The sequence below is a fragment of the Sporosarcina sp. genome, assembly GCF_029257255.1.
Lineage (GTDB): Bacteria > Bacillota > Bacilli > Bacillales_A > Planococcaceae > Sporosarcina.
On sequence record NZ_JARICI010000087.1, the window covers coordinates 53415 to 79835 of the forward strand.

At 45.7% G+C, this 26421-nt stretch carries 22 protein-coding genes and 1 other annotated feature; of the genes, 3 read left to right on the plus strand and 19 right to left on the minus strand.

Annotated features, from left to right (window positions below; genetic code table 11):
* Positions 1 to 36 precede the first annotated feature (36 nt).
* The 14 genes from Q1J64_RS15930 to Q1J64_RS15995 all read right to left on the minus strand — a co-directional run bounded on the left by Q1J64_RS15930 (position 37) and on the right by Q1J64_RS15995 (position 14792).
* Complete coding sequence (locus Q1J64_RS15930) at positions 37 to 963, minus strand: C40 family peptidase (protein ID WP_301110104.1); 927 nt, start codon at positions 961 to 963, stop codon at positions 37 to 39.
* Entirely contained in the window at positions 956 to 2065 is a 1110-nt protein-coding gene (locus tag Q1J64_RS15935) for a mandelate racemase/muconate lactonizing enzyme family protein (protein WP_301110105.1), read from the minus strand. The genes Q1J64_RS15930 and Q1J64_RS15935 overlap by 8 nt, the downstream gene beginning before the upstream one ends.
* Positions 2066 to 2995, minus strand: coding sequence for a S66 peptidase family protein (locus tag Q1J64_RS15940; RefSeq protein WP_301110165.1), 930 nt, complete (start codon positions 2993 to 2995; stop codon positions 2066 to 2068).
* Positions 2996 to 3238: 243 nt separating this feature from the next.
* Entirely contained in the window at positions 3239 to 5017 is a 1779-nt protein-coding gene (opp4A, locus tag Q1J64_RS15945) for an oligopeptide ABC transporter substrate-binding protein (protein WP_483315936.1), read from the minus strand.
* A complete protein-coding gene (locus Q1J64_RS15950; RefSeq protein ID WP_301110107.1) occupies positions 4998 to 5894 on the minus strand; it encodes an ABC transporter permease in 897 nt (298 codons plus the stop codon). The genes opp4A and Q1J64_RS15950 overlap by 20 nt, the downstream gene beginning before the upstream one ends.
* A gap of 14 nt (positions 5895 to 5908) precedes the next feature.
* Entirely contained in the window at positions 5909 to 6877 is a 969-nt protein-coding gene (gene opp4B, locus Q1J64_RS15955; protein WP_301110108.1) for an oligopeptide ABC transporter permease, read from the minus strand.
* A gap of 17 nt (positions 6878 to 6894) precedes the next feature.
* Positions 6895 to 7818, minus strand: coding sequence for an ATP-binding cassette domain-containing protein (locus tag Q1J64_RS15960; RefSeq protein ID WP_301110109.1), 924 nt, complete (start codon positions 7816 to 7818; stop codon positions 6895 to 6897).
* A complete protein-coding gene (locus Q1J64_RS15965; RefSeq protein WP_301110110.1) occupies positions 7796 to 8818 on the minus strand; it encodes an ABC transporter ATP-binding protein in 1023 nt (340 codons plus the stop codon). The genes Q1J64_RS15960 and Q1J64_RS15965 overlap by 23 nt, the downstream gene beginning before the upstream one ends.
* 141 nt (positions 8819 to 8959) lie before the next feature.
* Positions 8960 to 9751, minus strand: a complete 792-nt coding sequence (gene trpA / locus Q1J64_RS15970; RefSeq protein WP_301110111.1) for a tryptophan synthase subunit alpha — start codon at positions 9749 to 9751, stop codon at positions 8960 to 8962.
* Positions 9748 to 10941 carry a tryptophan synthase subunit beta gene (trpB, locus tag Q1J64_RS15975; RefSeq protein WP_301110112.1) on the minus strand — a complete coding sequence of 398 codons (1194 nt, stop codon included), beginning with the start codon at positions 10939 to 10941 and terminating at the stop codon, positions 9748 to 9750. The genes trpA and trpB overlap by 4 nt, the downstream gene beginning before the upstream one ends.
* Positions 10922 to 11557: a phosphoribosylanthranilate isomerase gene (locus Q1J64_RS15980; protein WP_301110113.1), complete on the minus strand. Its 636-nt coding sequence runs from the start codon at positions 11555 to 11557 to the stop codon at positions 10922 to 10924. The genes trpB and Q1J64_RS15980 overlap by 20 nt, the downstream gene beginning before the upstream one ends.
* Positions 11554 to 12342 (minus strand): indole-3-glycerol phosphate synthase TrpC, encoded by a 789-nt coding sequence (trpC, locus tag Q1J64_RS15985; protein WP_301110114.1) that lies wholly within the window; start codon positions 12340 to 12342, stop codon positions 11554 to 11556. The genes Q1J64_RS15980 and trpC overlap by 4 nt, the downstream gene beginning before the upstream one ends.
* Complete coding sequence (gene trpD, locus Q1J64_RS15990) at positions 12339 to 13376, minus strand: anthranilate phosphoribosyltransferase (protein WP_301110115.1); 1038 nt, start codon at positions 13374 to 13376, stop codon at positions 12339 to 12341. Before trpD ends, trpC begins: the two co-directional genes overlap by 4 nt.
* 36 nt (positions 13377 to 13412) lie before the next feature.
* Entirely contained in the window at positions 13413 to 14792 is a 1380-nt protein-coding gene (locus Q1J64_RS15995) for an anthranilate synthase component I family protein (protein ID WP_301110116.1), read from the minus strand.
* Between the two features lie 90 nt (positions 14793 to 14882).
* Positions 14883 to 15100 (minus strand) — a binding site (T-box leader).
* Positions 15101 to 15287: 187 nt separating this feature from the next.
* Between Q1J64_RS15995 and Q1J64_RS16000 the strand changes: the two genes are divergently transcribed.
* From Q1J64_RS16000 to Q1J64_RS16010, 3 genes are all read left to right on the plus strand, one after another.
* A complete protein-coding gene (locus Q1J64_RS16000; protein ID WP_301110117.1) occupies positions 15288 to 15992 on the plus strand; it encodes a pseudouridine synthase in 705 nt (234 codons plus the stop codon).
* 258 nt (positions 15993 to 16250) lie between these two features.
* Positions 16251 to 18665, plus strand: a complete 2415-nt coding sequence (locus Q1J64_RS16005; RefSeq protein WP_301110118.1) for an EAL domain-containing protein — start codon at positions 16251 to 16253, stop codon at positions 18663 to 18665.
* Between the two features lie 545 nt (positions 18666 to 19210).
* The gene (locus Q1J64_RS16010; protein WP_301110119.1) at positions 19211 to 20518 is read left to right on the plus strand and encodes a uracil/xanthine transporter; all 1308 of its coding nucleotides are present in this window, start codon (positions 19211 to 19213) and stop codon (positions 20516 to 20518) included.
* A gap of 20 nt (positions 20519 to 20538) precedes the next feature.
* Here Q1J64_RS16010 and Q1J64_RS16015 read toward each other — a convergent pair whose 3' ends face one another.
* The 5 genes from Q1J64_RS16015 to Q1J64_RS16035 all read right to left on the minus strand — a co-directional run bounded on the left by Q1J64_RS16015 (position 20539) and on the right by Q1J64_RS16035 (position 26404).
* Positions 20539 to 21150: an SAM-dependent methyltransferase gene (locus Q1J64_RS16015; RefSeq protein WP_301110120.1), complete on the minus strand. Its 612-nt coding sequence runs from the start codon at positions 21148 to 21150 to the stop codon at positions 20539 to 20541.
* 66 nt (positions 21151 to 21216) lie between these two features.
* Positions 21217 to 22791, minus strand: coding sequence for a sensor domain-containing diguanylate cyclase (locus Q1J64_RS16020; protein WP_301110121.1), 1575 nt, complete (start codon positions 22789 to 22791; stop codon positions 21217 to 21219).
* A gap of 138 nt (positions 22792 to 22929) precedes the next feature.
* Entirely contained in the window at positions 22930 to 23547 is a 618-nt protein-coding gene (locus Q1J64_RS16025; protein ID WP_301110123.1) for an NAD(P)-dependent oxidoreductase, read from the minus strand.
* Between the two features lie 551 nt (positions 23548 to 24098).
* Positions 24099 to 25550 carry a phospholipase D family protein gene (locus tag Q1J64_RS16030; protein WP_301110124.1) on the minus strand — a complete coding sequence of 484 codons (1452 nt, stop codon included), beginning with the start codon at positions 25548 to 25550 and terminating at the stop codon, positions 24099 to 24101.
* A gap of 77 nt (positions 25551 to 25627) precedes the next feature.
* Positions 25628 to 26404: an ABC transporter ATP-binding protein gene (locus tag Q1J64_RS16035; RefSeq protein WP_301110125.1), complete on the minus strand. Its 777-nt coding sequence runs from the start codon at positions 26402 to 26404 to the stop codon at positions 25628 to 25630.
* Positions 26405 to 26421: the final 17 nt, after the last annotated feature.

Below are 26421 nucleotides of genomic sequence, written 5' to 3' on the forward strand. Positions count from 1 at the left end.
GTGTGCAGGCTTGTAGGGGAACGGACTATTCTTTAGTTATGTCTCAGCCACACTGCTTTTCATCTCATAAATCAAGTCTGAAACTCTTCGAACCCCTGACAGTTTCGGGTTATAGGCAGAGCCGGCAATTTTAATTTGTTCGACTGCTTTGCCGGTCGACGGTGCGTGCAGCATCTGACCACCTCCCGCATACATGGCAACATGGGTGACAGGACCATCCTGTCTGTCCTTGAAGAAAAGCAGATCTCCTTTTTGCCAGGTTGCCTGATTGCATGATACCGGCAATCCGACTTCTGCCTGATCCGCCGCATCCCTAGGCAGCAGCACACCACAGGATTTCCACAATTGATGGACAAATCCCGAACAATCAAAGCCCCATCCGGACATACCACCCCAGACATATGGCAGTCCTAAAAACTTTTTGCCTTTTGCAAGAGGTCTGCCGCTTTCAAATTCTTCGACTTGTTTTACGTCTCTACTGCGAACCAGTTTCCACCCATGCGGTGTCCATACGCGGAACTGATCGCCATGACAGCGGCTGCACGGAAAAACCGTGTTGAATGAAACCGGTAAAAACCGCTCACCCGTTTCATTGTTCAGCCAAGTTTTTGGGGCGGTCACACGCACATGTACCCTCGTTAAAGATGCGGTGCGCTGGGATAATTGCACGAGCGGCACCCAGCCGGGATAACCTCGTGAATCTTTGGAAGAAGGCTGACCGCTGACGATCACTTTCGCCCAATCTTCCACAATCTCTTCCACAATAACCGGCTCGCCATATAAAATCTGGGTCTGAATCCGATTTTCCTCACTCAGCGCCAATCGCTCTTCAAACATGAGCTGTCCAAACCACTTCTCCAGCTGAACCGGCTGCTGCAGCGCAGGCAAATCAACGAGCCGCGGTGCATCCGGATCGGTCCAAACAGTTGCGACACTGACGGCGCATACCCAATTTTCATTCATTGGCACGTTCCTTCACCCATTGCTGCATCCGGTTCAAGTCAAATCCTAAACCAAATCCGTTGCCAAACTCTATTACAGAGCCTTTGTACACGATCCCCCCACAATTAAACACATCCGCCAATAAAAGCGGTGCATCTAAATCCGTACGCGTAACATTTGGCTGGCTCGCTGCAAAATGAGCGGCTGCCGTCACACCGACAGCTGTCTCCATCATACTGCCCGTCATACATTCCACTCCATAGCTTTGCGCCATTGCATTGATTTTCAACGCTTCGTGGATCCCCCCCGACTTCATCAATTTGATATTCAGCAAATCGGCAGCGTGCATTTCAAGCAACCTTCTTGCATCAGCTGCGGAAAACAATGATTCATCTGCCATGATCAAAGTATCCGTTCGCTTCGTCACTTCACGCAGTCCCTCAAGATCATTCGCTGCAACTGGCTGCTCAACCAGTTCGATATCCATGCCGTCGTCTTCAAGCTGACGGATGATCCGGATTGCTTCCTTTGGTTTCCAACCTTGATTAGCGTCTAGCCGAAGCACAATACTCGGTCCGACTTCCCGTCGAATAGCCTGGATTCTTGCACGCTCTTCCTGAAAATTCCCTGTACCGATTTTTATCTTCAGTACAGAGAATCCTTTTGCCGCATGTTCCGTTGCTTCTTTCACCATATCTTCCGGGGCGCCCACACTGACCGTCAAATCGGTCGTCAAGCGGTCGTTGTATCCCCCAAGCATCTGCACTAATGGAAGACCGCATTGCTGCGCTAGTATGTCGTGAATCGCCATATCAACTGCTGCCTTAGCGCTCGTGTTGCCTAGCAATGAACGCTGAACTTTTTCAAACAGCACTTCACGCCTTGTCACGTCCTCTCCAATTAAAACCGGTCCAAGCACTCGGTCAATAGCATAGCGTATACTTCCGAACGTCTCCCCGGTGATCACGTGAGTCGGCACAGCTTCCCCCCAGCCGATTAAACCGGTTTCCAACGTGACCTTCACAATAATTGATTGCACATTATGAACGGCCCGCAATGCCGTGACAAACGGTTTCGTAAGCTTTGACTGCACCACAAATGTTTCGACGGTGCGAATGTTCATTCATTCCACTCCCGGTAAGATAGTGAGCGTCCTTTCATTCGCATTCAAACGCCCTTTGACGCCGAGCGGTATGGCGATATTCGGTTCGCAGTGTCCCATTTGGAAGCCCTCTACGACCGGCTTGCCCAGATCTTTGAAATAGTGAGCAAACACTTCGTCAAGTGTCAGCGACTTCTCTGGATTGGAAGGCTCCGCTTTTGCAAAATCACCTATGATTATCCCTGATGCTTCACGCAGCTTGCCCGCCAAACGAAGCTGATTCAGCAAACGATCCACTTTATATGGCTCTTCCCCGACATCCTCAATGAACAGTAATTTTTGATTCGTCTCTATTTCAAATTCACTGCCAAGGCTGTTCGCTAACTGTGTTAAGTTACCGCCGACTACTTCTCCTTCCGCTATGCCCGCGCTCAGTGCTTTAAGCGGAGAAATCGCTTCTGTATAATGCACTTCGACAGGTTCAAACAGCTGCCCGAACATCTTCCCTGACAGTTCGTGGAATTCATCTTTTGCCACACAGGAAGCAAGCATCGGGCCATGAAACGTCACAAGCCCTGCACCTTGGCGAATTGCCGTATGCAGATAGGTGATATCACTGAATCCCCAAAACGCTTTCGGATGTTCGTGAATTAACTCCATATCCAGACGATCCGCAAAGCGTGCTGACCCATAACCGCCGCCAGCGCATAGGATTCCTTTCACCTCAGGATCACGGAACATATCATGCAGATCAGCAAGACGTTCCTCATCGGTCCCTGCTAGATAGCCGTTCTTTTTATAGACAGAGTGCCCGATTTTATAACGCAGTCCGAGCTGTTCCAAAAATGAAAACGAACGCTCCACGTCTGCCTGCGCGACGGGACTCGCCGGCGCCACAATTCCAATTACATCACCTTTTACTAAACGATTAGGACGGATCATACTAGTCATCACCCTTTCTGTGTCCTACTTTATCATATTCAATGCGGTACGCAGATAAAACCGCAGTTTCATCTACGCGAAAACTGCGGTTTTTGAGGTGCTATGAGCGCGCGGGTTGGGGTTATGATCACGGACGCTTGCTGTATGGGCGTGTAACGGAAGGTTATGATCACGCGCGCGTGGTGTATGAGCGCCGCCACGGTTGCTATGATTACTTGACCGCTATGTATGAGCGCACCCCACAAATTTCGTTCATTCTGACACGCCCCACTTCCAAACGCGGCTATTCTCCGACTTTGGATCAATCGAATAATTAACAACCCGCTTATTCACACCCAAAATTTCATAGCGATACAGTGTCGGCGCAAGTGGCACGTCTTCTACCATCAACGCCTGCCACTCGTTATAGATTTCACGCCTTTCCTGCGAATCAAATGCCGCTTCAGAAGTTCCTAATTCAAGCAGCTCATCATTCTTCTCACTCACATACCGTGAGTAATTAAACAGTGCCTTGCGTCCGTAAAGACCGGATGGATCCGGATCAGACCCGGCACCCCAGGCTCCCTGGAATATATCCACCTTCGGATCATCCGATTTCACCAGGTCGTAAAATGCATTAAAATCATGCAGTCTTCCGTCCGTCAGTTCCACTTTCAGTCCGACATCTGCCCAATTTTGAATATAGTACATAGCGACAGGCTCCGCCGAATCTCCTCCTGCCATCGAGGCAAAACGCAAAGTGAACGGCTGGCCTTCCGGTTCTTCCCGGAAACCATCACCGCTCACGTCAAGATAGCCTGCTTCATCGAGCAGTGCATTCGCTTTTTCCGGGTCATATGGACGGCCGGCATTTCCCTTATCATGATACGTATCTAAAACTGGCACAATCAGTGTGGAAGCAGGGAAACGCAGTCCGTGATAGACATATTTTCCGACCGACTCATTATCCATCGCGTGCCACATCGCCTGCCGCACTAATTTATTCGAAAGTTTCGCTTTAGGATCCATTCGGTTTTCCTTTTTCTCCTCATCCCATCTGCCCAGCTTGAATCCTATATAGGTGTATGCCAGATCGATATCTCCTAGCAACTCAATATTGCCTAGCTGCTTTACCGCTTCTGTCTGGTCTGCCGGGATTCTCGCTATATCGATATCCCCACGTTTCAGCGACTCGGTCACAATCGCTTCATTCACCGTCTTCAATACAACAGATTCAAGCTGCGGCTGTCCTCTCCAGTAGTTTTCATTGCGTTCCAATAAAACAGATTCACCGGGCACAATCTTGACGATTTTATACGGACCGAAACCAATTGGCGTGACGCGTATTTTTTCCGAGGACTCCAATTCCTTCATTGTCAGCTCACCGCTTGTGACGTCACCTGTATGATGCCGCGGCACTGGTGACGACCAGAAACCTGACAGCATGGAAGGAGAAGCTGTAGTAAACGTTACGCTGATCGTCCGGTCATCCTGCACGCGTATACCCAAAATTTCTTTGGTACGTCCATTATGGTAGTCATCCATGCCTTCCACGTTTTCTATCATGAATGTATAGCGTTCACCTGCATAATCGGGATGTCCAATCAGCTCATAAGCGTACAGCAGATCACTTGCCTTCACAGGTTCTCCGTCATGCCAATACACACCGTCTTTTATCCGCAATGTAATCGTCCTGCGGTCTTCAGATAAAACGAATGATGCGGCTCCATCATTGGAAATTTCGAAATCACTGTTTGTTGAAAGTAGTGATTCATCAAACCAGTTCATGATTTCTGCATCAAATGAACCGCTGTAAAATGCACGGCTCAGTGTTCCTTCAAACGGATCGGAACTGACTAACGCGACGACCATCTCACCGTCTACTATTGGCTTACTTTGATTGGATACTTCTAACGGAAAGGTGATTGGTCCTGCTTCCTGCGCTTGCGGTTGCATCGTACTGCAACCTGCGAGCACTATACATAAACTGATCAGTATCAGCAATTTTCCACGCACATCGTTCTCCTCCTTATCAAGCTCGCTGTCTCGCATCTGCTGCCCGTTTGACAGCCTGGCCAATATAATTAATGCACAGCATGATCACTAAAATCAGCAGAGCAGCCGGCAGCCAGACCCACCATTTGTTTTGGACAATATCAGGATTTTTAGCCAGGGCAATCAATGTTCCTAGTGAAGGCGTACCTGACGGCAGACCAAACCCCAGAAATGTCAGCCCGGTTTCCAAGCCAATATTACCGGCCAGTGTCAGTGTCATATTGACAATAATAAGTGAGCTCAAATTCGGCAGCATCTCAAACAAGATGATTTTCCAATTTGGCGTACCAAGTGTTTTGGAAGCACTGATATAATCCAGTTCCCGTTCCGCAAGCCCTCTCGACCGAATAAGACGCGCTTTGCCGAACCAAGCGAATATACTCATAATGAAAATGAAGTGATAGACGGTGTAATTCGGCACCAGCACGACGAAGACAATAATAATCATCAGTGATGGTAAAATCATCAGAAAATCAAGGATGCGGCTAATGATTTGATCGGCCCACCCGCCGTAATACCCGGCAATCAGACCGATTGTCAAACCGTACAAACTGGACAACAGTGTAACGCAAATACCGATAGTCAAGGAATTTCGCGCACCGAGCAGCAGCTGACCAAAGACATCTCTGCCTCCATCGTCTGTGCCGAGCCAATGAGTAAATGATGGCGGCCAGTAGATTCTGGAGAGTTCAATTCGGTTCACACGTTCTATCGAAAGAAAGAGAGGGGAAAGATAGGCAATGGCAATAATCGTGATTAGTATGATAGCTGACATACATGCCATTCGATCTTGACGAACTTCAGCTACTATTTTCGACAGAAAGGAAGAATGACCTGAATTTTTATGCTGTTCCACTTCATTCAACCGCTCCATACGCTCCCCCTCCTTTATCCGAAACGAATCCGCGGGTCCGCGATGCGCAAAATGATGTCAGACAGCATGGTTCCGACAATTACCGCCGCTCCTGAGATGAGCACAAGCGCAGTCACTACCGTGAAATCACGCGTCATAATAGAATCAATGAAAAGTCTTCCAAGACCCGGATAGCTGAAGATCGTCTCAATAAACACCGATCCCGCAATCAGTCCGGTGATTTCATAGCCTAAAAACGCAGCGATTGGCAAAATCGAATGACGCAAAATATGATTCCGGTACACTGCGTTCTCAGGCACCCCTTTTGCACGAGCCGTCTTCACGAAGTCCTTCATTTTCGTATCAATCATTTCATTGCGCAAATACTGCACAGTGGAATACGTCAGCAGCAAGGAACCTGACAGCACAGGCAACACTAAGTGTTTCAGCTTATCCAAAACATACTCGGGCGTTTCTTCAGCAATCCGAATATCGACACTGCCGCCGCTCGGAAACCAATTCAGCACAAAGCCAAAGACATACAGCATCAACAATGCAAATACGAAAACCGGTGTGGCGAATGAAATATAGTTATACGTCACGATGAACTGATCCGCCCAGCTTCTAGTCCACCTGCCCGCAATCATCCCGAGCGGAATCGCAATGCTGTACGTCACAACTAATGTTGAGACAGAGAGCCAGATGGTGTTTTCAATCCGCCCTGCCAACAGCTGTGTAACCGGCTGTTTATGCACAAATGACTGACCAAAATCACCGTGAAGTGCATCGCGAATCCAGCGGCCGTATTGTACAATCCACGGATCATTCAAGCCATGCTGTTCCCTTATTTTTTCCATCTGTTCCGCTGACACATTCGGTTTCCCCATAAACGCTCCCGACACAGCATCCCCGGGCATCTGTTTCGCCAAAAAGAATATCAGAATACTCAAGAGCAGTAGTTGCGGAATCATCAGTAAGGTCCTTTTCAAAATAAATGTCAGCACGCCTTCGCCTCCTTACTTTACAGCCGCGCCCAGTGCGTATCCGAAATTTGCTGTAAATCCGCTGATCTGCCTTCCGAATCAAAAAACGTATCCGCCAGCTCATCAAATTCTTTATTTATTTGCAGTCGTTGTTTCATTTTCTCTTGTCTTTTCTCTGGATCCATTTCAGGCATTGCAACGAGTAATCGTTTCGTATAAAGATGCTTCGGCCGTTCGAAAATATCTTCAACGGTTCCTTCCTCTACTAAACGACCTTTATACATGATGCCGATCCGGTCGCATATATGTTGGACCACTCCCAAGTCATGCGAAATAAAAAGCATCGTCAGCCCAAATTCTTCTTGGATCTCTTTCATGAAATTCAGCACCTGCGCCTGCACGGAGACGTCCAGCGCAGATACAGGTTCATCGGCAATTACTAACTGCGGCTGTAGAGCCATGGCACGTGCAATCCCGATGCGCTGACGCTGGCCGCCTGAAAACTGGTGCGGATACTGATAAACCGACTCTTCATTCAAGCCAACCCGCTGTACAAGTTCCAGGACCTTCGCCAGTTCATCCGCTTTAGATAGCCTTTCGAAATTACGCAATGGCTCCGCAATAATATTCCAGACATTTTTTCTCGGATTTAACGAAGAATAAGGATCCTGGAAGATCATTTGAATTTCTTTCATTTGCTGCTTGCGTGCTTTTCTGGAGAGCTGTGACAAATCACATCCCTGGAAAAGAATTTGACCTGCATTCAGCTGATTTAAACCAATGATCGCTCTTGCCGCCGTCGACTTCCCGCAGCCTGATTCTCCAACCAGCCCGTATATTTCACCTTGCCGGAGTTCAAGGCTTAATTGATCAATGACAGGAATAACAGCACCCCTACGTTTTAAAAAACTACCGGTTTTGGAATAATGAACGGATACATCACGTAGCTGCAGCAGAGGCATCTTTTTCTTCCTTTCCGTCTGATAAATAGAAATGCCGATAGCAGCTGCAGCGTACGAAATGGCCAGGCGCAATTTCCTGAAGCACCGGTTCTGCATCATGATTTTCCTCGGTAATCCATGGGATACGGGCTGCAAAACGGCAACCCGTACGCTCCAGATTTTCAATGGCCGGCACGACTCCTTCTATCACATGCAGTTTTTGCCTTTTTTCAATAGAAGACGGAAGTGAATGAAACAAGGATTGTGTATAAGGATGACGCGGCTGATGAAACAATTCATTCACAGGAGCTAGTTCAACAATTTCTCCTGCATACATGACCGCCACTCGATCCGCCATTTCTGCTACCACACCTAAATCATGTGTAATCAATAAAATGCCCGTTTGCGATTGCTGCTGCAGCTCTTTCATCAGCTCCAGGATTTGCGCTTGCACTGTCACATCGAGCGCCGTCGTCGGTTCATCTGCAACAAGCAGGACTGGATCACAAGCCAATGCCATTGCAATTAAAATTCTCTGTCGCATGCCGCCCGATAGTTCATGGGGATATTGTTGATAGACATGTTCATACTTTTGGATTCCTACACGTTTCAGCAGTTCTAGTGTTCGCTGTTTTCTCTGTTTTGTGGATAACGTCGTATGGTATTTCATAGGTTCTTCGATTTGCCGTCCTACTTTCCACAATGGATGCAGGGCGGTCATTGGATCCTGAAAGATCATCGCGAGTTGTTTACCGCGTATTTGATTGAGTTCTGAAGTGGACAGCTGCAAAAGATCGCGTCCAAGAAAGCCGATCGAACCTTCCACCGCTGTTTGATCTGGCGGATGCAAGCCCATGATCGACAGCGCGAGTGCACTTTTCCCGCAGCCCGATTCACCGACGATGGCGAGTACTTCATTTCTGTGGATAGTCAACGATATTCCGTCAACTGCTCTATGAAATCTGCCGTTAATTCGAAAAGATGTCCGGAGATTGTGGATAGTCAGCAAGTTATCCTCCACATGATCAACTCCTTTGCGGATAGTGTGAATAGTTCTGGGGAAATTATGCATGAGGATTAAATAGTTATGCACATTTCCAGTTTTGTGGACAACAAAAAACCGAATAACTGAATTCCTCCAGTCATTCGGTTCCGTTTGAAATTATAATGTGGATACTTGATGTTTCGAAGCATCGATCAATGCAGTAATTTTCTCTAACTCATTTTCATGCAGAGCCGTGACGATCGCACTGCCGACAATAACACCGTCAGCTAAAGCACCAAGTGTCTGCACATGGTCCGGAGTGGAAATACCGAATCCAGCTAACACTGGAACGGAGCTTACCTTTTTCAGTTTCTGCAAATGCGCTTCCAATCCTTCATTGAATGAATCTCGCACCCCAGTAATGCCGTTCACCGTCACTGCGTAAACAAATCCTTCTGCAGCTTCTGCGATAGCTTTAATCCTTGCGGCTGTACTAGTCAACGAGATCAGCTGAACGAGTGCTACGTCTGAATCCCTCAACGCATCCTTCAGCAATCCACTTTCTTCTAACGGCAGATCCGGAATAATCAGTCCGTACACGCCGCTGTTCTCACAGTCCGCAGCAATTTTATTCAATCCATAGCTCAGCACCGGATTCAAATACGTCATGATCACAAGCGGAACAGTCACTTCTTCTTTAAATGAAGCCAGTTCGTTCATCACTTTACGCAGCGTGACACCTTCTGCCAAAGCACGTTCGCCTGCCTGCTGAATCACTTCCCCGTCCGCCACCGGATCAGAGAACGGAATGCCAACTTCAATAGCCGTAGCGCCTGCTTCCTGCAAAAACAGAATCGTCTTTTTTAGCGTCTGCAAACCGCCGTCGCCTGCCATGATGTAGGGTACGAATGCCTTATCACCTTGTTCATTACATCCTAAAATTGCTTGTTTCACTCGCTGTTTTGTCATTTCGTCTGGCCTCCTAACGCGTCACGAACCGTTTGAACGTCCTTATCACCACGGCCTGATAAACAGATGACCAACACTTCTTCTTCCTTCATCTGCTTCGCCAACTGCACAGCGTAATAAACGGCATGCGCACTTTCTAACGCCGGAATAATCCCTTCTACACGAGACAATAACTGCAATCCTTCCAATGCCTGGTCGTCCGTTACAGAGTCATACTGCACACGCTTAATATCATGCAAGTAGCAATGCTCAGGACCGACTGCCGGATAATCCAGTCCTGCCGAGATGGAATGTGCTTCCTGAATGAAGCCATCGTCATCTTGCAGCACGTACATATATGCTCCGTGCAAAACGCCTTCTTGCTTGCCTTCAATGGCAGCAGCGTGTTTACCTGTTGAAATTCCGCTCCCTGCTGCTTCCACACCGTATAACTTTACATCCTGATCCTCTACAAACGGATGGAACATACCGATCGCGTTACTACCGCCGCCAATACACGCAACGACTGCATCAGGCAGACGTCCTTCGTGTTCCACAATTTGCTTACGCGTTTCATCTCCAATGACACGCTGGAAATCACGGACAATCTGAGGGAACGGGTGAGGCCCGAGTGCAGATCCTAAAATATAATGCGTATCATCTACGTTAGAAACCCAGTAACGTAGCGCTTCATTGACTGCATCTTTCAATGTACCTGCACCTTTGTCAACAGAAACGACAGTTGCACCAAGCAACTCCATGCGGAACACATTCAATTCCTGGCGGCGAACGTCTTCTTTCCCCATGAATACGACGCATTCCAATCCAAGTAATGCACAAGCCGTAGCCGTAGCCACACCATGCTGGCCAGCCCCAGTTTCCGCAACAATCTTCTTCTTGCCCATACGGATCGCAAGCAATGCCTGACCCAAAGAATTGTTGATCTTATGCGCCCCCGTATGGTTTAGGTCTTCACGCTTCAAATAAATCTTCGCACCGCCTGCATGCTTCGTTAGTCGTTCCGCTAAAAAAAGCGGAGTTTCCCGACCTACGAAATCTTTCAGATAGTAATCCAGTTCCTCTTTAAATGCCGGATCTTGCTGTGCTTCTTCGTATGCTGCTTCCAATTCCTGCAACGCTGTCATTAGTGTCTCCGGAACGAACTGCCCTCCGAACCTGCCGTAACGTCCTTTAGTTTCTGTTGTCTGCATCCCGATCATTCCTGCCCTTCGCTCTATGAATAAACGTATGAATACGTTCTGTATCTTTTTGTCTGTCTATTTCCACACCGCTTGATACATCGACCATATACGGCTGCACCTGTCTGATGGCTTCTTCAATATTTTCTGCATGCAATCCACCCGCCAGAATCGTCTGACCGAGCGACACTCCTGCACTTTCAAGCAGCGACCAATCGAACGTCTTGCCGCTGCCGCCTTTGTACTCTACTCCCGGTGTATCGAATAAAAAGTAATCCACGTCGTAAGCAGCAGCCTGTTTCGCATCTTCTTCATCGCGGATCGCCAGCGCCTTTATAGAAGGCAAACCAACTTCCCGAATGAAATCCGGCGACTCGTCTCCATGATACTGGATATAATCGAGCGGCACCTCTTTGAAAGTTCTCTGCAGTTCTTCCTTAGAAGCATCCACGAATACACCGATTTTCAAAACGGAATCCGGTATATTCTCAGCAAGTTTCTGCGCCTGCTGAATCGACACTTCCCTGCGGCTCGGAGCAAATACAAAACCAATGGCGTTCGCTCCTGCCTCCACCGCCGCTTGCACATGCTCTACTTTCATCAGTCCGCAAATCTTCACTTTTGTCATAAACGGTTTACCGGCTTTTCCACCTGCAGCGCCCGCAATGCTTCCTTCACCGAATCACTGCGCATCAATGACTCTCCGACCAAGACTGCACTCGCACCGGCCTTTGCGGCACGCTCTGCATCTTCAGCATTCCAAATTCCGCTTTCACTAATCAGCACACGTTCCTCGTCAAAAGGAAATTCTTTCGCAATCAGCTCTGTCTGTGCCAAATCCACTTCAAACGTATGCAGATCCCGGTTATTGACTCCAATAATAGCTGCGTCAATTGCTAACGCACGCTGCAGTTCTTCCACGTTGTGCACTTCGACCAGTACATCCAGTCCGAGACTGTTTGCATACGTATATAATCTTCCAAGTGTCTGATCATCAAGTGCCGCCACAATCAGTAAAATAACTGAAGCCCCCGCACTCTTCGCCTGATCAATCTGAATTTCATGTATCATAAAGTCTTTGCACAATAACGGAATCGGAACAGTGTCTGCTACAGCTGCCAGATCATCGAATGAACCCTGGAAAAATTCTTTGTCAGTCAGTACAGAAATACATGCGGCCCCTGCTTCGTAATAAGCTGCCGCCTGTCTGACCGGATTCGCTCCTTCAGCTATCAAGCCTTTTGAAGGTGACGCCCGCTTCATTTCGGAAATCACTTGTAGCTGCTTTGCTGTCCGCAATGATTTATATAGAGATGGCCTGGTAATTTCACGCCCTGGAAACTTCACATCACTTGCCAGCAGCTGTTCCACTTCTATCTTCTTTTGAGCAATTATTTTATCTAAAATCGTCATTGGACAACCGCCTTCTGCTGAATCGTCTCGCTGAACACGACGACAGCCTCTAATTTTTCTAGCGCCTTCCCAGATAAAATACTGTCAGTTGCCCGTTTGACACCTTCTTGTATCGTCGTCACCTGACCATTCGCAAACAGTCCGATTCCCGCGTTCAATACGACGGTGTCGAACTTCGGCCCGCGCTTTCCATTCAGAATTGCGCGTGTGGTTGCAGCATTTTCCTCTGCACTTCCACCTTTAATCGCAGACAGCGGCGCATAATCCAGCCCAACATCGTCAGCGGTCAATGAAAACGGAATTAAATCACCATGATCCAAGAGAACAAATTCATTCTGACCGGCAAGAGACGCTTCATCCATGCCGCCTGCCCCGCTGACGACAATCGCACGCTCGCGTCCCAGCATCCGCAGTACAGATGCATACTCCATAATGAAGTCCGGACGGTTGATACCGGTGAACTGTGTTTCGAGCGCTACCGGATTCGTCAAAGGCCCGACTAGGTTGAAAATCGTCGGTTTGCCGATTTTATTGCGAATACCGCCAATCCGCTTCATTTTCGGATGGATGGCAGGTGCAAATAAAAATGCAATGCCTTGCTGTTCCAGCAGTCTCTTCATATCATCGACCTGGAAGTTCGAATGAATGCCAAGTGCATCCAGCACGTCCTGACTTCCCGCTGCGCTCGATATTTTACGATTGCCGTGTTTCGCTACCTGTACACCCGCTCCTGCAAGTACAAAAGCAGCAGTCGTACTAATATTAAATGTATTCACACCGTCTCCGCCTGTACCACAGTTATCGATATAACGTGCGTCAGCCGGTGTCAGATCATTTGCATAGGATTTCATAACGGCCGCCAGGGCTGCGACTTCATGAGACGTTTCACCTTTTCGTGATAGGGCCGTCAAAAATTGCATGATTTGATTTTCATCCGTTTGTTCATTAAAGAGCAGTTCTGCTGCTTCTTTCATTTCTTCATACATTAAGTGACGCTGTTTCTCTACTATGCTCAAAAACTTTTCCATACTCATCTCTCCTCATCTCTTCTCAACTCATCTGCACTTCACTTACTTCACTGTTTCGGCTGCTTCGAGCAGGGAACGTGCTTTATTGGCTGTTTCTTTAAACTCTAATGCAGGCACAGAGGCTTCTACTATTCCTGCTCCAGCCTGAACATACGCTTTGCCGTTTTTGACAAGCATCGTGCGGATCGTCAAGGCAAAATCAATATTGCCATTGAGACCGATATAACCAATCGAGCCTCCATAAATGCCGCGATGCTGGTCCTCAAGTTCATCAATGATCGCCATCGCCGCTGGTTTTGGTGAACCTGTTACAGTTCCAGCAGGCATAGTCGCTTTTAATGCGTCAAGCGCATGTAGACCGGGTGCCAGTTCGCCTTCCACTTCCGAAACGAGATGCATGACATGTTCGTAACGAACTGTTTCTAAGTAGTTTGATACTTCAATTGTTTCAGGGCGGCACACCTGCTGCATTTCTTTTTTGCTGACTTCCACCAGCATATCGTGCTCGGACAGTTCTTTCGGATCGCTGCGAAGCTCTTTTTCGAGCGCTATATCTTCCGCTTCATCACGGCCTCTTCTGCGAGTACCGGCAATCGGATTCGTCAGCACTTTGCCATCTGATACTTTTACCAGACTTTCAGGAGATGTTCCGATCACTGTGTGATCATCGAACTCCATATAGTACATATAAGGTGACGGGTTTCTTCGGCGCAGCCTGCGGTACAGTGCGAATGGGTCGCCTTTAATATCCGCTTCGAGTCTTCTCGAGAGAACGACCTGTTCTGCCTGCCCTTCTTTGATTGCGTCGATGACGAGCTGAACACGACGTTCGAATTCTTCCTGCGATATCGCACAGTGGTAATCGGAAATCGAAACGTCTTCCTCTTTCTCTACACTGCCGTTGACGATCATATCTTCAATTGCATCAAGGTCCGGCGCTTCATAAACAGGATTAATTTCCGTATGCAGCAGTGTAACTTCATGTAGTTGATGATCGTAGATGACCACCGTATCGTAAATATTGAAATAGACATCTGGTACACGTAAGTCATCTGCAGAGCGCTGTTCGCCATTGCGCGCAGCTCCGTAACCTACATAGCCGACCGCTCCGCCTGTAAATGGAAAGCCGGCGTCTTGCGTAATTCTCGGCATCAGCCGTTTCAGCAGCGTATAGAGATCCCCTTCATGCGTGTAGGTCCTGTTCGTTGAATAAACGATTTCCTCCACAACACCATCGCGACCCCGATAAGCTTTTTGAGGATTCAGTCCAATGAATGAATAACGGCCAGAGCCGCCTGCCTGCGAAGAACTTTCCAGTAAAAATTTATGATTGCCTTTCAATCTTCTAAAAATCAATATAGGTGTTAATGAATCCCCTTCAATCTTCCGTGCTGTGACCCGCAAGTTCTTCTCTGCCATCATGCTCATTCTCCTCTTCTCTATGGACTGTCCTTGGTAAACACTAAAATGAATATAAAAAAGTCCCCTGCAAACAGACAGATTCAGCCTGTTGCAGAGGACGATGGATCACCGCGTTGCCACCTCAAATTGAAGCGCCGCAGCACTTCCACTTTATGTGTTTTCACACTGCCCTTAACGCGGGCGCACGTCTGTTTCTCATCAAAACAGCATCCATAAGTCCATTCACGACTGCCGTGTATCAGTTCCCACCATCCACTGACTCTCTAGCAAGCACGCACTGTCGCTACTCTTCTTATTCATATCTTTTGCTATTCTCTTCTCAAACTGGCTCAACTAAGCTAACGTGGACGATTCCGCTATCGAAACCTTCTGCCCATCTAATAATTATACTTATCTTAATATGCAGAATCTTTATTGTCAACCGTCTCTTCCATTATTGATAAGGGAAAAATGTTATAATCACGTTATTGTAACAAGTTCGGAAGGAGAGTATGTATGCGAATTAATAAATATTTAAGCGAAGCCGGTATTGTCTCAAGACGTGGTGCTGATAAATGGATCACAGACGGCCGGGTCAAAATCAACGGGCAGCTTGCAGAACTCGGCAGCAAGGTCGAAGCCGGCGATCAGGTGGTAGTGGACGGTAAATTGGTTCAGAAAGAAGAACAATTAGTCTATATCGCGCTCAACAAGCCCGTCGGTATAACCAGTACAACGGAGCGACATATCGAAGGCAATGTCGTCGATTTCATTAACCATCCGCTGCGAATTTTTCATATCGGCAGGCTGGATAAAGATTCGGACGGGTTATTGTTACTGACAAACGACGGCGATATCGTCAATGAAATTTTACGTGAAGAACACGGTCACGAGAAAGAATACATTGTCACTGTAGAAAGTCCAATCACTGAATCCTTTATTTCTCAGATGGAAAAAGGAGTGAAAATCCTCGATACAGTGACCAAGCCATGCACCGTCACAAAACTTGGCCCCCGAACCTTCTCTATTGTTCTAACACAAGGGCTGAACCGACAAATCCGCCGGATGTGTGCAGCGCTCGGCTATCATATAAGCCGTCTTCAGCGTGTTAGGATCCTGACAGTCGAGTTAGGAGATTTACCGATTGGCCAATGGCGTGAACTGACTGATTCAGAGCAAAAAGAATTATTTCATACACTCAATTATCAGCCAAAGAGATAAAGCAGACGGAAGCAGCCAGTGCTTCCGTCTTTTCACACTCATCCATCTGCCTAGAAATCCCCCTATATCCTCTAGTTTGCCTTATAATTCCCTTTAAAACTAGTTCATTCCTCTCTTTTCATGTGTTATAATTATACAAATTCACTATTTAATCTTACTAATGAAATATATTAATATGGTTTGGGGTCTTTTGAACGATTAAAGATAAGTCATATACTACTATGAGGTAGAAGATTTGCCAGGAGAGAGGGAGTTACCATGATGCCATTGCACACGCCTATGTTTAATCCATCCCTGTCGACTTTATTTGAAGAAACATTCTGTGTATCACTAATTGATTTAAAAGGCAGACTCACTTATGTAAATCAAAACTTTTGTGAGTTAACCGGCTACAGTGAGGAAGAATTGATTGGTAATACATGGGAAATGTTCAATGAAGGCCTTACCGTCGGCGTGATGCTGAAACTTTTAGAAGAACATTTTCTAACAAATAAAGTTTACCAGGAATCGATCAAGGTTTATTCAAAAGATAGAACAAAATATTGGCTTGATGTCACGGTTGTGCCCATTTACGATGCCAATAATGTATTGACCCATTACTTGTCATTAGATATCGATGTAACCGGGTCCACACTGGTTTCACGTGAGTTCGCAAAAACACGGACAGACTTACAAAATTTTAAATATGCACTGGATCAGTCAGCTGTCGTAGCTATTACCAATGCTCAAGGTGTAATTACATATGTAAATGATAAATTTTGCGAACTCTCGAAGTATTCAAGGGATGAGCTGATTGGAAAAACACATCGCGCTGTCAATTCAGGAACACATCCAAAAAGTTTCTTTGAAAATATGTGGCAGACCATTCAATCGGGGAAAGTCTGGCATGGTGATATTCGCAACATGTCGAAAACAGGTGAATATTACTGGGTCAACACCACGATTATTCCTTTTATTGGCGGGAACGGCAAGCCCTATCAATACATTTCGATACGGCAAGATATCACTTCACATAAAGCAGCAGAGCAATCCTTGGCGACAGCACTAAAGAACGATTTCGCAAAGACTGTTAAAAACCTTCAAAATGCCATCTTTAAATATACTTTAGAAGATAATGAAATTGTTTTCACATTACTTGAAGGAAAAATAACGGAACTGCTCGGCGTAACGAAAGAAACACTAAATGAAATAGCTTCTAAGAGGAGTTATGACCTTACCCACATTCGCAGACAGCTTCTGGACGGAATGCTGGGGCGCAGCCCACAATTTGAAATAGTCTATAAAACGTTTACTTTCCTTGTTTACTTATCACCTATTTTCGACGAAGGGGAAGTATCCGAAGTCGTTGGCACTGCTATCGATATTTCAGACCGAAAAGAAGCGGAACGGATGGTCGAGCATATGGCATTTCATGATCATTTGACAGATCTGCCAAATCGTCGGCTACTGAAACGTACCGTGACACAGCTCATTGAAGACCGCAAAAAAAGTCAGGAAGCTTTCGCTCTGCTTTATATCGACTTGGACCGTTTCAAGAATATTAATGACTCGATGGGACATTACGTAGGCGACCAGCTTTTGAAAGCAGTCGGCGAACGGCTGAAACTGATTGTCCGTCATAATGACATGGTCTCGCGGCTCAGCGGAGATGAATTCATCGTCCTTTGTACATCTGCCACTAAAACTGGCGTGCGGTTAGTGGCTCGCCGTATTGTAGAAGAAATATCGAAGTCATTTCAGATCGATTATCTGGAAGTATTCGTTGCACCGAGTATCGGAATCAGTATATTCCCTGAAGACGGCATGGAATACGATTCGCTCCTGCGAAATGCAGATTCTGCGATGTATTTAGCCAAGCAATCAGGCAAAGGGACCTACCAATTCTTCACTGAAGAACTGTATAACGAACTGATAGAACGGACCTTGCTCGAAATGGAGCTGAGACAGGCCCTTAAGAAAAATGAGCTGTCGCTTCACTATCAGCCCCAGCTTGACTTTGTGACAGGTGAAATGAAAGGTGTAGAAGCATTGCTGCGTTGGAACCATTCTTCCCGGGGCATGATTCCGCCGGGAAAATTCATTCCCATTGCTGAAGAGACCGGGTTAATCTTGCCTATTGGATTGTGGATTTTAGAAACGGCTTGTAAGCAGGCGAAAGAATGGCAAAACCTTGGCTATACTCCTATCCGGATGAGTGTAAATGTTTCCCTGCGCCAATTTAAGAGCCATACCTTTGTTTCAGATGTGAAAAAGACGCTGAAACTAACTGGCTTACAGCCGCATTATTTGAATATCGAAATTACCGAGAGTATGACCTCCGACGTGGATTATTGTCAGCAAATCCTTCAAGAGCTCCGGGATATTGGTATCAAAGCAAGTATTGATGATTTTGGAACTGGCTATTCTTCATTAAGTTATCTGAGCAAGTTCCCGATCACTCATTTGAAAATAGACCAATCATTCATTAGAGAACTGACCGATAACTCTGTCATTGTTAAGGCCATTATTGATTTGGCTAAGAACTTGCACCTCCGCGTAATTGCTGAAGGAGTAGAGACCGTAGAACAGGCAGAACTTTTGAAGATGCTCGATTGCGATGAAGCACAGGGATTCCTGTATTCACAGCCTGTGCCTTGCGAGGAAATCATACCTCTGCTTAGCGAAAAAGCATAGTAATTTACTGCTGGCTTGTTTAGTGGTGGTTTTTTAACTTAGTATTGGATGTTAAGTAGAAGGAGGCCGTTTCCCTGCGCTCCAGGCGGCCGCCTTCCATTTCGCTACACTGGCTGGTTTTTCAATATTTTTTATATGAGTTGCAGCATGAGCATATTATTTGGATGATTACGAATGGTGCAGTGTTTCATGCAATACTCTTTATTCTGCAAAGGCTTAGGTTCTTGTGATCAGTGCGTTTGCAAAGGCTAGAAACCTAAACCATACCAAGTAATTCTGCACTGTGCAAAAACCTGGAATGACATATTTTCTTGAAACCCAGCGCCGAAGCGGATGTAAACCGCGAACTCACACTTCATTCAAACTACCGGCAAACTCGAATGTCGAAACTTGTACAAACTAAAACTCAACCCCTAATTAAATGACTTCAAATCGGCAGGAAACATTACTAATTCATTTGCCAATATGCTATAGTTTTCTTTATATTTAAACTCTTTAATTAAGTTAAATTACCGGAGAAAGAGTTTGCACAAGGGGAGATGTTGATGGGAGCAAATCAAATGCGGCATTCAGTTACCGCATTGGCAGGGTTTCAGTGGCTCTTTTTCATGTTTGCCAACACGGTCGTTATTCCAATTTCCGTGGGAGCAGCATTTGAATTAGAACAGATTGAAATCGTATCCGCAATCCAGCGTTCGTTTATCTATACAGGGATTGCATGTCTGCTGCAAGGAACGCTCGGCCATCGGTTAGCACTGATGGAAGGTCAATCGGGGCTCTGGTGGGGGGTTGTACTCAGCTTGGCTGGCACAGCAAGTGCAATGAATGTAAGTTTAACGACTGTTGGGGGAAGTATTGCAGTCGGCGCGATGATTTCAGGGGTGTTAGTCGCGATTTTAGGAATGCTCGGCATGGGTGAGATTTTGAAGAAATGGTTTACGCCTGCCGTCATGTTTGTCTTTCTGTTACTGCTGGCAAACCAGCTGATCACCATCTTCTTAAAAGGAATGATTGGTCTAAATGACGGGAAATACATAAATTTATCTACTACACTGTTTTCATTTGCTCTGGCCGCACTGACGATACTCGTGCATATAAAAGGCAAGGGCATCCTCAGCAGCCTAAATCTGCTGGTCGGAATGACAGTCGGCTGGATTAGTGCTGCGCTGATTTTCCCGCAAGAAGCTGCGGAAACGATCAAAACTACACCGTTTATCCAGTGGTTCCCTTGGGGTGAACCAACGATTGAAATGGGGATCGTCATTACGGTGATTATTACAGGCTTATTGAACACAACCAACACCGTTGCCACTTTAAAAGGTGCGGAAGATATTTTCGAGAAGGAAACGACAAAAAATCAATACAAAATATCCTTCCTCATAACCGGCGGTTTAAATGTTGGAGCCGGGGCACTCGGTCTAGTTCCTTACGCGCCTTACGCTTCGTCGATCGGCTTTTTACAATCCAGCGGAATCAAAGAACGGACGCCTTTCTTCATTGGATCGATTCTGTTTATCCTCTTGGGACTGGTACCGCCGTTAAGCGCGTTTTTCTCTACCATCCCACAAAGCGTAGGAAATACGGTGCTTTTCGTAGCGTATTTACAGTTATTCCGTTCTGCCCTGCGCAATGTAGAAGGTCTGACGTTCGAGCCGAAGACTATTTACCGGGTCGCACTTCCCGCTTTGCTCGGTCTGTCCATCATGACACTGCCTGCCGAAGTGTTTTCTTCGTTGCCTGAACTGCTACAGCCGCTCCTTTCCAGCGGATTGCTGGTCGGAATTCTGGCAGCTCTGTTAATGGAGCTCATATTTTGGATCGGCCTGCGTATCAGCACACGGACAGCACCATGATTGTAAGCCCTGATCAGTGATCAGGGCTTTATATACGTATAGACAAGAAAACGTTCGTGAGGATCATGCAGCTGTAAATGAGTAATAGGGATTTCAGCGTTCTTCTCGAATGAAGGGTGTTCATTCAGAAACTGTTCGTAATACGTCGTTGGGTAATATAAAATTATTTCAGCATTCCGCTCGGCATCTTCGAGAGTCAGCACAATATTTCGGATAACTGACCGGAAAATATCCAGAGAAAACGGATTGAAAAAATAAAATGTAGAAGCGTCTGTAGGTATCCTATAGCGCTCAGCCAAACAGCACTCGAAAGATAGCGCACCTTTTTTCTTCGGGAATGCCTGACGATAATCCATCAAATTGTTCATCGCATCCTGATACAGCACGCTGTTCATCTCAATTCCTACGACATCCAGTGAATAAAGATTATGAACGTAGAACGGCACTCTCCCCTTGCCGCATCCAAAATCGATCCAACTACCGCTTGTTATAATTTCGTGCTGTGCAAATAAGAAGTCCATTGCGTCATACGGAGTCGCTTCATACCTGTTATAGTGAGCAGACTGAAAACTCCACTCGCGCATGCCGGCCGTTTGAATATGGAGCCGACGATCAAGCTCTCGTTCCTCCACCCTCTCATCTCCTTTTCTGCTACTCTTCTACTTTCATAAAGCTAATCAAGAAAACCTCAACATCTATTACTCATGCTGAGGTTCGTCAGTCGCAACGACGGTCTTATTCCGCCCCGTACGCTTTGCTTCATATAAACTTTGATCCGCCAATTCAATGAGTCGGGCAGGATGTTCTGCATGTATTGGATATGCGGCTACACCTGAAGAAATCGTTACGACCTCTCCACACGGGCTTACTTTACTCTCTAACATTTCACGAAGCCGCTCTGCCTTGAGAAAAGCTGTTACTTTATCTGCTTTAGGAAGTAAAATCACAAACTCTTCTCCTCCATACCGGCAGCAGATGTCATCTTTTCGAACGCTTTGTTGCATTAAGTCCGCTAAATAAATCAGCACTTCATCGCCGACCGCATGGCCATATCGATCATTCACTCGCTTAAATTTATCAATATCCAAAATAATCATCGCAAAAGGCACCTTCTGCTCTACCCACTTTTTCATATAATCATCCATCGTCCGGCGATTTGTTAATTTCGTCAACGGATCGGTAGTCGATTGATGAATAAAATAATTCATTTCATTTCTGAAATAATCCAGGCTATGCAGCATAGACCCCTTTAATTGTCTAGCTTCATAATACCAGTCCGAAACATTTTCCATCTTTTCTTTATGGTCGGTTTCTGTACTGGTTTCCGCATAGTAAGCCAACTTTTGTAGCGGTAAAGCAATTTTTCTTGACAGATACCATACTAAGAAAAAGGCAAGGAATAATAGCGGCAGAGATTTCCACGCCATTTCCCATACCATGCTTTTTGCAGATGCGACAGAAATATCAACCGCTCGCTGAGAAATAATTCCCCAGTCTGCTACCGGAACGTAGGAATAGCCGACTAGCATAGGAATACCTTTAGTATTGACTATTTGCTCCGCGCCGTTTGCTCCTGTAATGACTTTTTTTACGACTGTATTACTGGATACATCGTCTTGTAAACGATCTTGTAATTGGTGATAGATCAGCATTCCTTTGCCATCGACCACATAAACATATGAGCCATTTTCATAAAAATGCTTACCCAAAATCTTCTCTAAAACATTCGATTTATTGAGATAGATGGCACCGCCTATATATCCTTCATAAACACCGTCATCTGAAATTAATGGAACACTTATAAATATCAATAATTCTCCCGTAATTCCAACATACGGTGTTGAAATTAACGGTTTCTTTTCCTTCTGAGCCTGTCGAGCGCCGACTGACGTCAAATTTTCACCAAGCAAATCAAGACTTGGCGGTGATACTCCTATCACTGTACCTTTCGGGTCAGCGATTACTACAGAGTTGAATGTGCTGGTCTGTGTCCGGATTCGCTCCGCTATGATGTTCAGTTTTGACCGGTCACCAGGCTGATCAAGTAACGGCATGACTTCTTCCGCGTTCACTGTCAGCGTCTGAAGAATATCCCGTAAATATGTATCTGTAGTGGAAGACAACTTCTCCGCATACGCTCTATTTGTTTCCAACGTAGATTTCATTAAGTTTTCCTTATTTACACGATAAGCAACTGTAGTGCTCGTGATGAAGGTCAAAATGATCGCTAAAATTGCCACGATCTGAATTAAATTTCTCAAGGACCATCTCATTTATCTTTCATTCCCCTTACCCCTATGATGCTATCAACCTAGTATATCATAGGTCAAATGGAATGTTATCTTTCTTTTCACTTATATTTAGTACAAACGTTTCATTCGCCATAAAGATTGACACAATTTTATAAGGTTTTAATCAGAAATCCCTACACGATAGCCTACATGCTGCTTTCTAAGCAATTCGCCATAAGCAAATGCGGCGGTATCACCTGTAGAAATCTGCTTACCTTCAATCGGCAGCCGATCTCGTTCTATTCGATAATTGCCAGTCGCCTCTCCGCCAGGCAAATAGGTTGGACAGACAATCGTCCATTCCAATGAAGAACTGCTCAGCATATCGAACACTTTATGGTGCTCTTCCGCTGCAAAAGTCAGTTTGCGATGAGATTCATTTGACTGGTATCGTAATTTCGACGGTTCGGTGCGACTTTCCAAGATACCTGCAGTCCCAATTGTAACGATACGCGAAACGCTGTAAGCTATCATTCCTTCTATAATGGAGGACATCGCTTCAGTTAATGTGGTCGTGCCGTCTGTCCCTAAAGCACTTACTACCGCATCAGCGCCTTCAATCGCTTCTTTTACTGCTTGTGCATCTCGCACATCCCCTTGCACTACAGCCAAATTAAGATGTGGAGTGACTTTATCCGGCGTACGTGCAAATGCCTTCACTTCATGACCGTCCGCCAATGCAAGACGCACAATATCGCTTCCCGTTCTTCCTGTCGCTCCGAATATCACAATTTTCATCTGACATCCCTCCTAAATTCAACTCTACACGAACCACTTGAACTGTCAATTATAGGCTAACTAAAAACGCCGTTCATGATTCAGTTGATGGGGAGAAAATGCAAAAACGGACCTCAATTAGCAACTAAATTAGCGTATGATTCGCATTCGAATTAACAGTAGAAAGAGCAAGAAAAAATGCCCAGGTTATTATGCCTGTGCATCTTTTTCTAGTCCTATCCTTTATACCGCAACGTCAGCAATAGGTAAGCGTTTGATATTATCTCCAGATTTTACCTGTTCAACACGGAACGTGCAAGTTTCCCCGCATTCCGCGCTCCATCTAACTTCATGTACTAGATTACAAGGTCTCTTATCCTCCTCTAACCTTTCGTTATTTCAGAATAATTCACAAAGAGACTATTTCAACCTCCAATTAATAAGTTGATTAGCACCGCAATTAGAAGGGACACATAAATTTCAAGTGTGAATTGCGTCCCCATAAGCTATGTTTTTTAACGTTTTCTCCCCGTGTACCGAACCCGTTACACATCGCGAACGGTGTTTTTTGTTTAATATGTCGTCAGCTTGATCCAGCGCTGGAGAGCGTAAATTCCTCGCTGGAAAAAGGTTAGTTTGTTTTGATACTCTTCTACATCCAATGTGTAAAGTGCGTCTTCGTTGTCCCACAGTCTGTCAAAATACGTATTGATTTCATCAGTCAGCTCACTGTCAGCCGGAGCAACGATTCGTAAATTGGCTTCCAGGTTATAATCACGCAGTGTCCGTTCAGTCAGATTGGACGAACCGTTCGTAATGAAAGTTTGATCCGCAGTCTGCACGGTGACGAGCTTCGTATGATATTGGCCGATGACAGTATTGTACCAGCGGACTTTGATCTTATCGTCTGTGTTTTCCTGGATTTCCTGAACAACAGGACGATTCGGTAAGCCGGATTTCTTACTTCCAAATGAGTTTTCATTCGGATCGAGAATCATCTCGATTTCTACACCGCGGTTGGCTGCTTCTTCTAATGGCTGAATGACTTGTTGTTCAGAAAGATAGAACATCCCCATCCGGATTCTGTCGCCTTTTTCAGCCTTCTCTATATCTTTCACGAGCGCATCCAGTACTCTACTTTCCGTCAGATACTGCACTTGATAAGGACCTTTTTGTTCTTCTAATCCTTCTACACGCGGCAGCTTTCCTCCTTCCGAATATTGCAGTACCGCTTCTTCAGCTTCCAATATGTCGTTTTGCACAGGACCTGTTACTTTAAAAGCCACATTCCCATGACGGCCGCTTGCAGCATGAGGATTGGATGAAGTAACAAGTGCTGCTTTGTCAGTCACCAGTGTTTTCCGGTGGTTCGCTTTAACATTAAGCAGTTTTACATACGACGTGAATTTAACTTTGGGCGCATCGCTCGCCAGAAAGTTAGGGAAATGCGCTTTGCTGTCTATTTGAATCCACTGGAACAAGATACGGTACAGACCTGAATAAATCGGCATAGAATCACGCAGCGGGTCGAGATCCGTATACACCACTTCGACCCCCGCTTTCTCCAGTTCCTTAAACCATCTCGATTCATAGGAATCATAACCGGTATTTATAGGATCGGTTATGTAAATGATCGGTATATCAGGATTACTTCTCTTTTTTTCCGTCAGCGCTTTCGTCAACTGATCAGCCAGCTGCGGAAAGTCTTCTTTTTCATCATAATAGTCATCCATTAAAAAGAAATCGAGAACGACAAACTGCTCAGCTTCCTGAATCATCTGAAACACTTCATTAAAAATACGCAGTTCTGATTTGTACTCATCCTTCGATTTTGTTTTAGAATAGGTCAGGTCATAAATGAAGTCGATATCCTCCACTTGATGTAGATCTCCTGCATAGGATATGCCTGGGGGAAGAGGTTTATAGGTTTGCCAGAGCATGACCCCTACATATAACAGCACAAAAAGTAACAGCGCGTATGAGGCAATTCGTTTTTTTGTCCACTTTCTTTTTCTGTTCGCCATGGCGCTGCTCCCTTCAGGAATATGATGCTATATAAGAAATTCCCTCTCTGGAGCTTTATAAACCGCGCTTGCTAACTTTATTTTATAGATAAATAGGGACGATCCGCACGCCATTCTATCGAAACAGGCACTTGGTAGGTTTCAGACAGCAGATCATCAGTCAGAACTTCATATTTCGGTCCAGCCGCTACTACTTTGCCTTCCTTCAGTAATAATACATGCGTCATCTCGGCGACGAGTTCCTCTATATGATGCGTTACATAGACAAGATGTACGTGGTTTTTCGTCGCTATTTCGAGCGCCTCCAAAAACTGTTCTCTGGCAAGGATGTCGAGCCCGGAACATGGTTCATCGAGTATTAACAAATCGGGATTACCCATCAACGCTCTCGCTATCAAAACCCTACGCTTTTCTCCTTCCGACAGCACTCTGAATCGCTTGCCCTCCAAGTGATCAAGCCTAAATTCCTTCACTAAATAATCTGCCCTCACCCAATCTTCGTCCAGCACTTTCTCATAAATACCGAAACTTGCAAACTTCCCGCTGATGATGACGCGCTCAATCGTTTCTCCCCAGAAAAAATCCGAAAACTTTTCCAATGAACTGCTGACAAATCCGATTTTCTTTCGCAGCTCCGGCAAATAGGTACTGCCAAACCGCTTTCCGAGCACTTCCACTTCGCCCGAAGACGGAATTTCATATGTAGAGATAATCGACAGCAACGATGTTTTTCCTGAACCATTTAAACCGAGCATCCCCCACTGCTGTCCTTCAGTAATTTCCCAATCCACTCCTTGCAGAATCTGATTATCGCCTCTTCTAAAATAAACATCTTCTATTTTGATAATAGACATATGCATGTTCCTTTCTT